The organism is Dyadobacter ginsengisoli DSM 21015 (genome assembly GCF_059568735.1).
In genome coordinates this window covers 1,548,094-1,563,561 of the sequence record NZ_JCANTY010000001.1, presented here as the reverse complement: position 1 = coordinate 1,563,561, position 15,468 = coordinate 1,548,094, and the positions used below count along the sequence as shown (strand labels likewise).

The following is a 15,468-nucleotide window of genomic DNA, read 5'->3' as shown; positions in this document are numbered from 1 at the left end:
GAAAATCAGTGTTTTAAAGTTTAGCGGAGATACGGACGAATGGCTGGATGCCTGCGCTTCCGTTTTGCAAACCTATCACGGAAGGGTTGTTCAGCGCGGATAACTTCGGATCGGAATAATCTCCCAGTTCATTGAAGACATTATTGACACCGACGGTAGCCTGAATGCTTTTTGAGAGGGCATATGCGACAGATACGTCCGACACCCAGATCGGTTTCAGTTTTTGATAGAAATAGTCGGGTTTCGGGAACGTGGCGTTCAATGCAGAGGCATTGGTCACGGAACCAAAGTACACTGCACGGGCCAGATAGGTGAGCCGGTTTTTCTTGAAAATACTTTGCAATGTGACCTTCTGACCAGGGATATTGGAAGTTACACGCGCTTTTTCGCCATCATTGAAGATAATGTAGCGATAAGCCTCCAATCCCCTGGGGGTATTAACCTGTGTCACCTCGTTCCCTACAAAATTGGCACCCAACAGCAGGCTCAACGTGCCGTTCCGGAAAGGTGTGCGGTAGCTGCCTGTGATTTCCAGTCCCTTCGTCCGCGTACTGAACGAGTTGTAAAAGAACTTGGCCTGGGTGGTCCCGGTTTGCATGAAGAGCGTCCTTACTTCCAGCGGGAGGTTGGCGTCGGTCGCCGAGAAGTTACCGGTGTTCCCCACGCGGTTTTTAATATTTACCAGGTATGCGTCAGCTGTCAGCTCAAAGTTTGCAAATGGCTGGGACGTAAAACCGAATGTGTAGCCCTTCGACTTTTCCGGGGTGAGCGATGGAATGCCCAGCGCACGGGTAGCGGCGCTCTGATTAGAGGCCGTTACCTGGTCGATGGCACGTCCCTGCTGGAAACTGGTTGAGGTTTCAGTGTAGTAGTATTGTGCCAGGTCAGGGGCGCGAAAACCGGTGTTGTGCGAACCGCGAATGCCCAGCCAGTCGGTTATGCTGTATTTCGTGGCGATTTTATAAGTAGTCACGTTGCCGAGCAGGGAGAAGTTTTCAAGCCGCAGCGCTCCCGACAGCAGCCAGTGGGAGGTGACGTTTGCTTCGACATCCGCATAGCCTGCCAGAATCGACCGGTTTACATTCACCGCGTTCTCCGGACGGAAGCCCGCGTGGATCTGGGAACCGGGAGAGAGCCCGTTCAGCCCTATACTTCCCTCTTTGACGTTGTAAATAATGCCTGTGGCGGTGGTGTCGAGCCCGTAGATAGTGCGCAGGTCGCCTTTGGAATAAGAAGCTTCTTCCCCGGCGATGATCTGATAGGTTTCCACGCGGTATTGTGCTCCGAAGGCTACATTGACCCCTTTCAACGCTTTGGTAAAATAGCGGCTGATGTCGATGCTTCCCGTGTTCTGGCTGGCATTGTAACTGCCGGCGTCGAATGTAGTGGGGGATTTGAGGCCGAGGCTGGCATTCAGCGAATTGGTGATCACGTTGCCGAAGTCATTTTTGCCGTACACATTGGAAATGTCAATGTCCCAGTCGCGGATCTTTCCCTTGATACCGACCGCAAGCGATTTGTCGGTAATAATGTTCTGCATTTCGGGCAGGAAGCCGTCGGGGTAAAGAAATGCGTTGTTGCGCTCGGTCCATCCCGGTAGCCTATATACGGCCGTGAATTCGGAATTGCGGTGACTGATCCCGCCGAATGCATAAAACTCGGCATTCTGGCGCAGGGGAATGGCAGCATTGAAGAATAACAAGGCGTCTTTGGCCTTATTGGATCCGCCTGCCCGCCGGTCGAAATGATGGCGGTCGATGCCGCGGGAGGTAAGGATCGCCTCGTCGATCTCGCGGGTATAAATCGCGTCGTAATTGCGGGTGTTGGCCCCTCCGCCGTAAACCGGACCGAGGTACAAGCCCGCATCGTCCTTCCCGGGAAGTAATCCTATGGCCTGGGTCGCAAATTCGGCCGTGGTGTTGAGATAGCCTCCTGTTTTTCCCAATGCAAAACCATAATTGGCATTGGTTCGGGTGGTGGTGCCATCGCCACGTCGGCGTGTGCTGGCTGTCGAGCTGAGGGTCAGCTGTTCGGTGCTTTTGCTGAGAACAATATTGATTACCCCGGCAATTGCGTCCGAGCCGTATTGGGCGGCCGCACCATCGCGCAGCATCTCGACGCGTTCAATGGCGGCAGTAGGGAGGGAGTTGAGATCATAACCGGTAGCACCATTGCCCAGGCCGCCCCAGTTGATGTTGGAGCTTTTGTGACGTCTTTTTCCATTGATGAGCACCAGTACCTGGTCCACACCGAGCCCGCGTAACTGGGAAAGGCTTAAAGCTGAGCCCGCGTCGCCGGCGTTGCTTCCGTTGACGGAATGGAAAGAAGGGGATACATATTGGAGAAGTTGGGTAATACTGACTTGCGGAGCGGATTCGAGCAGTGGTTTCAGGTCGATCACATCCACCGGTACGGGAGAGTCGATTTTCGTGCGGTTGGCATTGCGGGAACCTACAACCTGCACTTCACCCAGGGTGTGGGTGCTGGGGGCCAGGCTCACCACGTATTCACTGGCTTCCGTGATCCGGATCTCTTTGGATATAAACCCAATGAAAGAGAAAACCAAGGTTTCACCGCGGACCAGACTCAGGCTGAACCGCCCTGAGCCATCCGTAATGGTGCCCTGACGCGTATTTTTAATGGATACATTCACTCCGGGCAATGCAGTACCGTCTTCGGAAGCGGTAACCACGCCCGTCAGCGCCCGCTGTGCAATAGCGGCGAATGGAAATAAAAGTATAAAAAGTAATAATCTTTTCATAAGTATTGTTTGTACTAAATGATTGATTTGTATTGAATTCGAATCCGGTGCGCCGGTAGGGGCAATGCCGTCAGAATTATCTGTTGCGATTTGCCCGCCCCGGGGACGTTCCGGTACGAATGGAGAGCCTGCAGTCCCATTCGCGACCGGTCCGGCCGGGGTTTACCGGAGCGCACCGGATTGGAATATTATATTTAATCTATCAATTTTATAGATTAAATATTAAAATAAAAATGACTAACTGCGCCAGATGTCTTCCGGACAACATTTCTGGTGATGTTTAGCGGCAATCCGCCTGGCTGAAAATGATTTGCTGGACATGGTTTGTAAATTTATAGTTCCTAAAATAGGCAGGTTAGCACTGATTCCACCCTGGAAAGTTGCTAAGAGTTCGTAGAGCCTGTCTCTCCCTCTTTCTGTATAAATCCACGTTCACTATGCAGGTAGCAATTGTAAGATGTCACAAATGTAAGGCTGGGTTTAGTGGATTATCAAAACTTTTGAAATGCAAATCGGACACGTTGCCACCAAAATGCCATGCCGCATTATATGTACCCTTCGAAGGTTCTAGTGGTACAAAATCCGAGTTTATTCTACCAATCCTACAAAAATACTAGACAATATAATTTCCTGCGCTATATTTGTTCCGCGTTGTTACGACGTCTGATTGAAAACCACCTTTTGATTAGTTAACGGTTCCGGGAAGATCCTGCACAATATTCCGGGCCAAAACAAGGAGTTCTTCCGGGGCGCACCCGGCAAGGCTATACAGTTAACTTATTTTCAAATCTCAAATTTCAAGTTGTATGAAGATCAGCAACCAGATGAAAGCCGTGGCTTTGGCAGGGGCCACGTTGCTCAGCAGCTTTACGCACACCAACGACGGACGGGAAAGCAAATCGCCCAGGCAGGGTATTTGGCGCGGAGAATTCGTGATCAGTGAAACGCACATTCCGTTTAATTTCGAATACAATGCAAAGGATAAGGAGCATCCTGTGCTCACATTGCTCAACGGCACGCGCCGAGACGATTTCAAGGTGACCCGGCTGGGTGCGGATTCGATTTTTGTCAAAATGAATACCTATGATGCGGCATTGGTCGCCCGGGTGGAATCGGATGGCAAGATTACCGGTGAATACCGCAGTCTGGTGCCCGGCTTCCGGGGCAATGCGTTGCCATTCGCGGCGGAATATGGTAAGGATTACCGTTTCGTCGAAAAAGGCAAAGAGCAGCCCACTAAGCATAACCTGAGCGGCAAATGGGACCTCCAGGTATTCAGTAAAGCAAAAATGCCGGATAATGTGGCGCTGCTGAAACAGGAAGGAAATAAATTGACAGGTGTAGTGATGTCGACCGTGGGCGACAGCCGGGAGCTCGAAGGAGTGGTGCAGGGGGACGAATTTGTACTTTCACACTTTTCCGGCCCGAACCCGCGCGTATACAGGGGTAAGATCAACGAGGACGGCTCGATTACCGGGGTGATCAGTTCCGGGATTTACGACAATACGAAATTCGAAGGGGTCAAGAACGATAAGGCCGAACTGCCGGATCCTTACAAGCTGACCCACCTGAAAGAAGGTTACTCCAAACTTGACTTTTCGCTGCCCGACCTGGACGGCAAACTCGTTTCGCTCAGCGATGATAAATACAAAGGGAAAGTGGTGATCGTGGAGATCATCGGCACCTGGTGCCCCAACTGTACCGACCAGACATCGTTCCTCTCGCCCTGGTACCGGCAGAACAAACAGCGCGGCGTTGAAGCCATCGCGATCGGTTTTGAACAAAAGGATGACCTCGCATACGCCAGGTACACGCTCGGTACCCTGAAAAAGAAATATGGAATTGAGTACGACATTCTTTTCGGGGGTATTGCTGACAAGAAAGTGGCTTCCGAAAAGCTTCCCGCGCTCAACCGGATGATGGCTTTTCCGACCACCATTCTCATCGACCGCAAAGGGGAGGTCCGCCAGATCCACACGGGCTACACCGGAGAGATCACCGGCGAATACTTTACGGAATATGTGAAAAAATGGAACAAGGACCTCGACGAGCTCATCGCCGAGCCGGTACCGGCTGGTGTCAGTTCCGCCAGTGCAGCTACAACGAAAAACTCTAAGTAAGTATCTGCGCCCCTGAGCGCCGCGGCCGGGGGGATTTTACGCAGAGGCGTGCTTCCCGTACAGACTATCTCGACGGGTGGCCCGGTACGCTCAGACTGACAGTTTGGGTGCAGCAGAAATACAAAATCGTGAGTTCAACTAACTAGGTACGTGGTGATTTGAGACAACTGCAAGGTGTATCATGCTTTGCAGTTGTTTATTCTTTCTTTCAACCATGCATTGATTATGATTTACAGGATATTATTTTTTTTGCTGCTGGCGTCGGTCGATGTAGCGGCCCAGGACCTGCAAAACCTTTCGAAATGGGCGGTGACGGTGTCGAAGCCGTCGGCCGGGCCAGTGGATGAGGTCGAAGTGGTATTTTCTGCGGCGATAGACAAAAACTGGAAGCTGTATTCATCTGATTTCAAAGGGGATATCGGTCCGCTTCCGACAAAGTTTATTTTTATAAGGGCGGATACTTATCAGCTAGTAGGAGAAGTCCGGCCGATAGGGACATTAAAGGCCGTTGATCCGACCTGGGACAAGGCCTATACGTATTTTGTGGACAAAGCCGAGTTCCGGCAAACCGTGAAAGTCGTGCAAAAAGGCTTCCGGATTTCAGGTACCATCAAAGGGTTGCTGTGCAGCAATGCCGATGGATTATGTGTGCCTTTCAAAGAGCCGTTCGAGGTTCAATGACAATACTTTTAATATTAACTATGCCTGATATTAAGAAATGGCCGGCGACGATTCTTTCCGGGATGTTGCTGGCGACCGTCATGGCTTTTCTGCCGTCTCCTGCACGCCGGGATGTGAACACGAAAGAAGAGCTGGGTGAGAAATTGTTCTCCGATCCCATTCTTTCCCGCGGGCGCCGCATCAGCTGCGCGTCCTGCCATCTGGCGGCATTTGCATTCGCCGACACGGCCGCATTCAGTATCGGGGACAAAGGTACCCGTGTGACGCGCAATAGTCCTGCATTGACGAACCTGTCGGGGCGCAGCGCATTCTTCTGGGACGGTCGTACCACTTCGCTGGAAGAGCAGATCCTGGGACCGCTGTCGGCCCACGACGAAATGGACCTGCCGGTAGTGGACGCTGTTGCCCGCCTCCAAACTGATCCATATTACAGTGCGGCCTTTCAGAAGATCTTCAAAACCGGGGTGAACCAGAAGCATCTTTTGAATGCGATCGCCGCTTTCGAAAGGACACTGGAAACCACTGATACGCCTTACGATCGCTATTTGGACGGCGATGAACATGCCATGTCTGCTTCGGCCGTGCGGGGCCGGATGCTTTTTATCGGCAAGGCTAATTGCGCTACCTGCCATTCAGGCGAAGATTTTACAGCGGATCGTTTCAAAAGTATCGGCCTTTTCAACGGCAGGGAGCTTACCGACAGTGGTCGTTTTAAAATCACTGGAGACAGCGCCCATTTGGGGCAATTCAGAGTGCCGGGGCTGCGCAATGTGGCCGTGACGGCACCTTACATGCATAATGCCATGTTCAAAACGCTGCGGGAAGTCGTGCAGTATTACAATACGCCCGATCTGTTCGTCAGCAACAGCATCAACCGCGACCTGTCGCTGGCTGCTCCGCTCCATTTGTCCGGCACAGAGGTCGATGACATTGTCGCCTTCCTTGAAGCCCTTACCGACGACCGTTTTAAAAGACAATAGCTCTTTTGCAGAATAGCTTCCCGCTCATAGGTAGAATATCGCCATTCTTCCCTTATTTTACTAAACAATTTGCATTTACTAAACAGTGTTTATTATATTTACATCGTAATTACAAAGGCATGGCGATCAAGGAAAGAAAAGAGCGGGAGAAACAGGAAATGAGAAACCTGATTATCGAATCGGCTACTCAGCTGTTTTTAAAGCAAGGTTACGATAAGACGTCTATTCGTAATATTGCCGAGGATATCGAGTATAGTCCCGCTACTATCTATTTGTATTTCAAGGAGAAAGATGAGATTTTCTATGTCATTCATGAAAATGCATTTGCGATTCTGGATCAGGAACTGCGGAAGCATGACGTGGTAGAAGACCCGTTTGAGAGGCTGGCTGCCATCGGCAAAACGTACATCCGGTTTGCAATCGAAAACCCTGACTATTACGATCTGATGTTCATCATGCGCGCGCCGATGGCTCAGATCAAAAGTGAGGAGAAGTGGGAGGCTGGTGATTGCGCTTTTGGTTACCTGCTGGAAACGCTTTCGGCTTGCCTGGAACAGCAGCGGATCAAGCCGGTGGATCTGCATGTGGCCGCCGTTACAACCTGGTCGTTCGTGCATGGGCTGGCGTCACTTTACATCCGCGAAAGGATGTGCATCCTGATGCAGACCGACGATGTGGTGCGACAAATGCTGTTCGCGTCGTTCGATAATTTTTTAGATAATCTGAAAACATAAAAAATTTTGCCATTCACTAAACGGTGTTTATAAAATAAACATTACTTATCATGATTCGATTTTTGAAAACCATGCCCCGGCATTGGCAGTACGTTCTTGTGCCTTTGCTAAGCCTCTTCGCACCCGTGCGAGGGCAGGATGCCCGCTTGCAGCAGTACATTGACCACGGGCTGCGCAATAATCAGGGCCTTAAACAGCAGGGGTTTATCCTGGGAAAAAGCCTTTACGCATTAAGAGAGGCAAGGACTTTCTTTTATCCCGAAGTCAATTTCAGCACTTCTTACCTGGATTCGCGGGGCGGGCGGAAGATCAGCATTCCCATCGGCGACCTGCTGAACCCGGTTTACAGTTCGCTGAACCAGCTGACCAATTCATCCGCTTTCCCGCAGGTAGAGAATGTAAACCAGACTTTCAATCCCAGAAACTACTATGACGCGAAATTCAGGACGTCGCTGCCGTTGTACAATGCGGAGATCACCTACAACACCCGCATACGGAAGGAGCAGATCCATTTCCAGCAGGCCGAGGTTGACGTTTATAAACGAGAGTTAGTAAAGGAGATCAAGCTCGCTTACTACGCTTGTCAGCAATCGGATGAAGCCATTCGCATTTTAGAAAGCGCGGTGTCGCTGGCGCAGGAGAACCTGCGGTTCAATCAGGCCCTGGTGCGGAATGACAAGGCCATCCGGACGGTGGTCAGCCGTTCGGAGAACGAGCTTATTGGTTTGGAAGCCAGGCTCGTGGATGCCAGGAATCAGTCGGTGAATGCGAAAGCCTATTTCAACTTTTTACTCAATAACCCCCTGGACACGGAGATTGCATTGGCCGGGCCGGACGAATCCAACGTATTGGCCGACACGGCGGTGTCGGGTAGGAGGGAGGAATTGGTCAAGCTGGAATCGCTCTCCAAAATCAATGCATTATCCGGACAACTGGCCCGTGCAGCTGCATTGCCGAAGCTTGCAACGTTCCTGGACCTGGGTTCGCAGGGTGACTTTGTGAATTTCAATAAGGATACCCGCTATTATCTTTTCGGTGTGACGCTCGACTGGCGCGTTTTTGCCAATAACCGGACGCAGTATAAGGTAAAACAGGCCGAAATGGACCGAAAAGTCACCGGTGAGCAAATCAGCCAGGTAGAGCAGCAGCTTCAACTGCAAACCAGGACCGCCGGCAATAATCTGCAATCCGCCATTCAGACCTATCAGGCTTCCAAAAGCCAGACGGCATTATCCCAACAATATTACCAGGACCAGCAAAAGCTCTATCGGGAAGGCCAGCTCCTTTACATCGAGCTCCTCGACGCACAGAACCGGCTGATCGGCGATCAGTTGCAACAAAGTATTTCCTATCTCAATGTCCGCACCCGCGCCGCTGAACTGGAACGGGCGAAGGCAAGCTATTTATTCTCAAACTGAAAAATAAAATGAAGACTACACTCCATCCGGGCATATGGGCAGTAATGGTGGCCGCTACGCTGGCCGCGTCCTGCAAGGAAGAAAAAAAACAGGAACGGACCGACGAAACGATTCCGGTCAAGGTCATCCATTCGGCGGCACTCACGCAGGCGCAGGCTGTGGAAACATCGGGTTTGCTGGCTTCGGAAAACGAAGCGAGGTTGTCCTTCAAAGTAGGTGGGATTATCCGCGATGTGCTGGTCAAGGAAGGCGACCGTGTGCACAAAGGCCAGCTCCTGGCCACACTGAACACTACGGAAATAGCCGCGCAAATGGGTCAGGCCGAGGAGAACTACCTGAAAGCCAAACGGGACGCCCAACGCGTGCAGAATCTTTACCGTGACAGCGTGAGTACCAAAGAGCAGCTCGAAAACACGCAGACGGCTTTGGTAATCGCTGAAAAACAACTGGATGTCGTCAAATTCAATCTTTCGCAATCCAAAATCATCTCTACCACCGATGGCGTGGTAATTCAGAAGTTGCAGAACGCAGGTGAACAGGTGCAGGGCGGTACGCCGGTATTGTTTGTGAGCAGTACCAGCAGCCAGGATTGGATCATCCGCTGCGGCCTGACCGACAAGGACTGGGCTCGCTTAAAAGGAGGTGAAACCGCGGAGGTTACCTTCGACGCCTATCCGCAGACCTTTACGGGTAGTGTCAAAACGCTCGCCCAGGCCAGCGACGCGGCATCGGGACTTTATCAGGTGGAGATCCGGCTGGGTAAATCCGCTGCGAAGCTGGCGAGCGGGCTGTTCGCCAAAGTGAGCATTTATCCAAAAGAAAAAACCAGCATGGTTTCCATTCCCGTCGATGCTCTGATCGAGGGCGATGATGACAGCGCATTCGTGTTTGTAGCCAATGGCGGCAAGGCACAAAAGAAAAGGGTGAAAATCGCATTCCTCGAGGGCGATAAGGCATTCATCCTCGCAGGTGTGGATGCGGGCGCACAGGTGATACGCGAGGGGTCGGCCTACCTGGCCGATGGGTCGGTGATTAAAGTAGTTCAGTAACATTCAACCGGAACAATGATGAAACTACCTGAATTTGCAGTCAAGAACTATCAGTTTACGCTGGTGGTGTTTCTGGGGGTGCTGGCGCTGGGGCTTTACTCGCTCTTCACGATGCCGCGCAGTGAAGATCCGGACATCCATCCGCCGCAGTTTACCGTCGTGGTCGTTTACCCCGGGGCCAATCCCAAGGATATGGAACAGCTGGTGGTGGATCCGATGGAAAAGAAGATCAACGAGCTCGATGACATGAAACATGTCATTACCGATATCCGGGACGGGCTTGCCGTGATGCAGGTGATGTACAAATACAGCGCCGATCCGGACGATAAATACCAGGAGGTGGTCCGGGAAATCAATGCACTCCGTTCGGAGTTGCCGGCCGACGTGGCCGATATCCGTATCAACAAACAGATTCCCTCGGACGTCAGCATTTACCAGTATGCATTGATCAGCGAAAATGCGACCTATGCCCAGTTGAAGAAGTATTCCAAAGCATTCAAGGAACAACTCGAAAAGGTGAAGACTTTGAAGAAAGTGGAGTACTCAGGCATTCCCGAACCCGAAGTGAAAGTGAGCCTCAACCTGCAAAAGATCGCACAGCAACAGCTGACACAGGACCAGATTGTAGGAGCACTGCAGAGCGAAGGCGTGAATATCCCGGGCGGGAGCATCAGCATGGCTACCAAAAAGCTGAATATCAAGACCAGCGGCAGTTACAGAACCCTTGACGAAGTGGCTAACACGGTCGTTTCGCGTTCCAATGGTAAAATCGTCTACCTGAAAGATGTGGCGGACGTAAAAATGGGCTATGAGGACGAAACGCATATAACCCGCCTGAATGGTTTCCGGTGCAGTTTTGTGAATGTAAGCCAGAAAGAAGGCGAAAATATCATTTCGGTCCAGGGCCAGGTGGAGCCCGTCGTGGCTGCATTCGAAAAACAGTTGCCCTCGAATATCGAACTGGTCAAGGTTTTTGACCAGGCCAAAAGTGTCGATACCCGCCTTTCGCATTTCGCGAGGGACTTTGGTATTGCCATTCTGCTGGTGTTACTGACGTTGCTGCCACTGGGAACCCGCGCTTCGTTAGTGGTGATGATCTCGATCCCGTTGTCACTGGCCATCGGGCTGACGATAATGAACCTCCTGGGGTACAATATCAACCAACTCAGTATCGTCGGGATGATCGTGGCACTGGGTATCCTGGTAGACGACAGCATTGTCGTCGTTGAAAACATCGAACGTTACCTGCGGATGGGTTACGGCAAAGTGCAGGCCGCTATTCAGGCATCGTCGCAGATCGGCCTGGCTGTGGTGGGTTGTACGATCCTGTTGATCTTCGCATTCCTGCCGCTGGTGTTCCTGCCCGAGGGAGCGGGGGATTTTATAAGGAGCCTTCCAATGTCGGTGATCACGACGGTATTTGCGTCGATGATCGTCTCACTGACGGTGGTACCGTTCCTGTCGAGCGTGATATTGAAACCGCACCAGAGCGAAGACGGCAACTGGCTGTTGCGCGGGATGAAAAAGGGCATTCACAAAACCTATGGCAGCGTACTGGACAAAGCATTGCACTGGCCCAAAACGACGTTGCTGATCGCCGGTCTCATTTTCGCCGGATCGATCGCCCTCGTCCCGCTGATCGGTAACAGCCTTTTCCCCAAATCCGAAAAGCCGATGTTCCTGATCGACATCGAGACGCCGCAGGGGATCAATCTGAAAAAGACCAACGAAATCGCGCGCTACGTGGAAGGGGTTTTGAAACAGGAACCATTGATCACGTCCTTCGCGACCAATGTGGGCAAGGGTAATCCGAGAGTTTACTACAATGTGATCCAGCGGAATGAAAGTGAGAATTTTGCCGAGATTTTCGTGCAGGTGGAAGGACTCGAAACCGAGGAAAAGGTAGCGGTGATCGAAAAGCTGAGAAAGAAACTGGAACGCTATCCCGGAGCGGAGATCAAAGTGAAGGATTTCGAACAGGGCCCGCTGATAGAAGCCCCGTTGGCTTACCGTATTTACGGTGAAAACCTGGACGATCTTCGTAAAACTGCTTTCGGTATTGCCGACCTTCTGACGAAGATTGACGGGACGATCTATGTCAACAACCCGTTACAGGTGCAGCCTACCGACCTGCGGGTGCAGGTTAACAAGGAAAAGGCCGGTACACTGGGCATTTCGTCCGCGGACATCGACAGAACTGTCCGGCTGGGTGCGGCAGGCCTGAACGTGGCGACTTACCGGGAAGATGTGGGCAAGGCGGATAGCTACAATATCAACGTGTCGGTACCACGGAATGCCGCCATCCAGGATTACAGCGTGTTCGACAAGCTTTATGTCACATCGGCGTCGGGTGCCAGCATTCCATTGAAGAATGTCGCGACGATCGAACTCGAAAGCTCTCCCAACCAGATCCGGCATTACGACAAAGACCGTTATGTGACTGTTTCGGCGTTTGTGAAGCCGGGCTACAATGTGCAGCAGATGAACGAGCAGATCACGCAGAAGCTGAACAGTTTCAAATTTGAAAAAGGACAGCATTTTACCGTAGCTGGGGAGAAAGAGAGCCAGGAAGAAAGTTTTGGAGGCCTGGGACTGATTATCCTCGTGACCGTGTTTGGCTTTTTGGGCGTATTGATTCTCGAATTCAAGACATTCAAGAGTATTCTGATCGTGTTATCGGTGATCCCGCTGGGTATCGTAGGTGGATTAGCCATGCTGTTCCTGACCGGCGAAACGCTGTCGTTCACCGCAACGATCGGGTTCATCGCACTGGTGGGAATCGAGGTGAAAAATTCGCTGCTGGTGGTGGACTTTACCAATCAGCTCCGCGAACAGGGCAAGGGTATTGAGGAAGCGATCATCGAAGCGGGGGAAATTCGTTTCGTGCCGATACTTCTTACTTCTATGACCGCCATCGGCGGTTTGCTGCCACTCGTCATTGAATACAGCGCATTGTATTCGCCGCTTGCACTGGTTCTCATCGGCGGGCTGATCAGTTCTACATTGCTCTCCCGCTTAGTGACACCAGTGATGTACAAACTGTTACCGCCCAGGGTTGAGCAGAAGGAGAACGTGGAGGAAGCGGTGTTAGTTGCCGAATATTAAGTAACAGGGCACAGGTTTACCTAGATCGTGTTTATTTTGCAGGAGAACATGAAGTGAAAATCATGAAAATATCCTGCCAGAATGAACTGCTGTATCCCGGAAAATCTGTGCCCGGTTATGTTAACGAACGTTTGTACACGCGCTACGAGCAATCTGATACGGCAGATACTTTAACGAGCGCCGTTCACTGGTTTGATTTCCAGACCCGTGAAGCGCATTCACTGGATGTGAGCTATCCTGATTGTTTTCATAAGATCGTGCTCTGCATTGCCGGTAATTCCTGGTCGAGCCCGGCTAACGCGGAGCCTTATGCATTCAAAAGCAGCCACGCGATCTGGTACCGGACCTCGGAGGAATCTTATCCGTCGCATTTGCCCGGGAATACTGATTTCAAACTCATTCACATTCATTTAACCAGTGCCCATTTGGAAATGCTGGCACCGGAAATGGTCGGGATATTCGGCAAAAATAGCCTTACCGGCACGCTTTTACCTGAAACCCGCCGCGATTTCATAACGTTGAGAAATAGCTCGAAGGGTTTGAGAAAGTTGTTGGAAGAAAAACTCATTCTGGATCAGCTATACAATTTTGCGGTCCAGTATCACGGCAACCAGGAACGTATCAGTCCGGTGAGAAGCCGGCAATTACTCGACGAAGCACTGTGGCACGTCCATCAGTCGAAGCATTATCTTACCATCGCCGAACTGGCCAGATGCCTCGGAACTAATACTTTTTATTTAAAGAAATTGTTCCGGCAGGAATTGCATACTTCTGTTTTTCAATATCAATCAGATTTGACACTGGCGCGTTCGAAACAATTGTTGCATGATACCGCGCTCGACGTGGCGACGATCGCCTTGCAATGCGGCTATGAAAGCGCGGGCAGTTTTTCGAATGCGTTTTTGCGAAAATACGGCTGTCGCCCCTCGGCGATCCGAAACTCCCGATCGGATAAATAGCACTCCCGCCCGGATAAGCGTCCTCGTGCGTCTGCGGATACATTTGCAGGTAAAAAAGTATGAAAGCAAATGTGATCAGAGGCTTCGGCCCGGCCCGCGAGGTGTTTCAAATACAGGAAATACCTGACCCGGCCTGTCTGGAGAACGACCTCCTTTTAAAAGTGCTTACCACCAGCGTAAATCCGCTCGATTGCCGTATCCGTACGAAGTCATCCATTTTCAGGAACTTTCCGCTCATCCTGGGGTTCGATGTTTGCGGGATCGTTGTTGGGAAAGGTGCCAAAGTAACCGGCTTTGCCATCGGAGACAAGGTGATCGGCTCACCAACGCCTTTTCGCAGAGCTGCCAATGCCGAATTCGTGGCGATAGACCACCGATCGTGTACGTATTTCGGCACCGTGAGCGAGGTGGTGGGCGCTGCGTTACCACTGGTGGGCATCACAGCCTGGGAGGCTTTACACGGGAGGCTGCAGGTAAGGCCCGGTAGCACCGTGGTGATCCATGCCGGCGCGGGTGGAGTGGGGCATATTGCCGTACAGCTGGCGAAACAAGCAGGTTGCAAGGTTATTACGACAGCCAGCCGGCCGGAATCGATCGCTTTCTGCAAGGACGAGCTGAATGCTGATCACGTCCTGAATTACAAAACAGAACCAGTTCCGGAAGCGATCAAGGATCTGACGGACGGACAGGGCGCCAGCCTGATTCTGGACACGGCCGGAGGTGACTGTTTTCACCAATGCCTCGATTACGTAGCCCCTAACGGGCATATCTGTTCTATATTACCCGTAGCCATGGACACTTCCGAAGGATACCGCGCTTTATTGAAGAACATCACGGTAAGCTATCAGTTTATGGGCGGTCCGTTACAGCAGCCCGGGGGAAACAGACAGGGGAAAATATTGGAAAGACTGACTGAAATGGTGGAAAGCGGTTCCCTGGTTCCCCATGTTTCGAAGCTTTATGACTGGCATGACCTCGCGCTCGCACATGAGGACATCGAAGGCGGACATACAATGGGGAAGATTGTCGTACGGGTCTCCGCGGGATGAAAATGATTGTGGTGCGGCCCCCCGGGGCGATGATGAAGATTACTTTGGAGAGACCGGACGAATGGGGCTGTTGCCGGTGTTTTCACCGGCAACAGCAACGAGTTACATATTTACAATCACCGGGCGCGCATCGATCTGTCTGGTGATTTTGATCAGCGCATGGCCAATGCCCTTCGAAAAGCCCCGGCTGATCTCCTCACACGTGAGGTCTGTATTTTCCATGATCAGTTTGTGGGCCATTTCGTCGTAGCTCCACTTCAGGGTTGTACTTTCTGCAGAGTGGCACCTGCCTTGGATAGTTACGGGTGATTGTTCCGGTCGGTTTTGGATGCTTATGCCCCGGAACATTCCATAAATGACGACCGTGGCCACAACGGCCACGAGAAAAAGCCATTGCTTTTGCTGGGGAGATCTGGGATTCTGAAGCAATGCAAAGATTGCTGAGGCTAAGATGGTAGAAGGTTTAATGAACATGGCTAAGAGATTTGAGTCAGGTAATATGTAAGGTATCCAGCATCCGCTTTTCGCGGAAAGCTATTCTTGTCGACAAATTTGCCCTCAGAACCGTTTAAATTGGAACAAAAAATGTCTGATCTGAGCATTTGGTTATTT

Annotated in this window: 11 protein-coding genes and 1 riboswitch; of the genes, 9 read left to right on the top strand and 2 right to left on the bottom strand. The window is 51.4% G+C overall.

Annotated elements, in window-relative coordinates; genetic code table 11:
- Nucleotides 1–13 precede the first annotated feature (13 nt).
- Entirely contained in the window at nucleotides 14–2,761 is a 2,748-nt protein-coding gene (locus BP71_RS05955) for a TonB-dependent receptor (protein WP_496377601.1), read from the bottom strand.
- 329 nt (nucleotides 2,762–3,090) lie between these two features.
- Nucleotides 3,091–3,188, bottom strand: a riboswitch (SAM riboswitch).
- A gap of 379 nt (nucleotides 3,189–3,567) precedes the next feature.
- Between BP71_RS05955 and BP71_RS05950 the strand changes: the two genes are divergently transcribed.
- From BP71_RS05950 to BP71_RS05910, 9 genes are all read left to right on the top strand, one after another.
- A complete protein-coding gene (locus tag BP71_RS05950) occupies nucleotides 3,568–4,881 on the top strand; it encodes a peroxiredoxin family protein (protein WP_496377599.1) in 1,314 nt (437 codons plus the stop codon).
- Between the two features lie 225 nt (nucleotides 4,882–5,106).
- Nucleotides 5,107–5,562, top strand: a complete 456-nt coding sequence (locus BP71_RS05945; RefSeq protein ID WP_496377597.1) for a protein-disulfide reductase DsbD domain-containing protein — start codon at nucleotides 5,107–5,109, stop codon at nucleotides 5,560–5,562.
- A 20-nt stretch (nucleotides 5,563–5,582) separates the two neighbouring features.
- The gene (locus BP71_RS05940; RefSeq protein ID WP_496377595.1) at nucleotides 5,583–6,542 is read left to right on the top strand and encodes a cytochrome-c peroxidase; all 960 of its coding nucleotides are present in this window, start codon (nucleotides 5,583–5,585) and stop codon (nucleotides 6,540–6,542) included.
- 119 nt (nucleotides 6,543–6,661) lie between these two features.
- Complete coding sequence (locus BP71_RS05935; protein ID WP_496377593.1) at nucleotides 6,662–7,276, top strand: TetR/AcrR family transcriptional regulator; 615 nt, start codon at nucleotides 6,662–6,664, stop codon at nucleotides 7,274–7,276.
- Between the two features lie 50 nt (nucleotides 7,277–7,326).
- On the top strand, nucleotides 7,327–8,694 hold the full coding sequence (locus BP71_RS05930; protein WP_496377591.1) for a TolC family protein: 1,368 nt from the start codon (nucleotides 7,327–7,329) through the stop codon (nucleotides 8,692–8,694).
- Nucleotides 8,695–8,702: 8 nt separating this feature from the next.
- Nucleotides 8,703–9,743, top strand: coding sequence for an efflux RND transporter periplasmic adaptor subunit (locus BP71_RS05925; protein WP_496377589.1), 1,041 nt, complete (start codon nucleotides 8,703–8,705; stop codon nucleotides 9,741–9,743).
- An 18-nt stretch (nucleotides 9,744–9,761) separates the two neighbouring features.
- Nucleotides 9,762–12,848, top strand: a complete 3,087-nt coding sequence (locus tag BP71_RS05920; protein WP_496377587.1) for an efflux RND transporter permease subunit — start codon at nucleotides 9,762–9,764, stop codon at nucleotides 12,846–12,848.
- 62 nt (nucleotides 12,849–12,910) lie between these two features.
- On the top strand, nucleotides 12,911–13,807 hold the full coding sequence (locus BP71_RS05915) for a helix-turn-helix domain-containing protein (protein ID WP_496377585.1): 897 nt from the start codon (nucleotides 12,911–12,913) through the stop codon (nucleotides 13,805–13,807).
- A 59-nt stretch (nucleotides 13,808–13,866) separates the two neighbouring features.
- Nucleotides 13,867–14,856 carry a quinone oxidoreductase family protein gene (locus BP71_RS05910; RefSeq protein ID WP_496377583.1) on the top strand — a complete coding sequence of 330 codons (990 nt, stop codon included), beginning with the start codon at nucleotides 13,867–13,869 and terminating at the stop codon, nucleotides 14,854–14,856.
- Between the two features lie 102 nt (nucleotides 14,857–14,958).
- On the opposite strand, the gene BP71_RS05905 is transcribed toward BP71_RS05910, so the two are convergent.
- Nucleotides 14,959–15,330 (bottom strand): hypothetical protein, encoded by a 372-nt coding sequence (locus BP71_RS05905; RefSeq protein ID WP_496377581.1) that lies wholly within the window; start codon nucleotides 15,328–15,330, stop codon nucleotides 14,959–14,961.
- Nucleotides 15,331–15,468 lie beyond the last annotated feature (138 nt).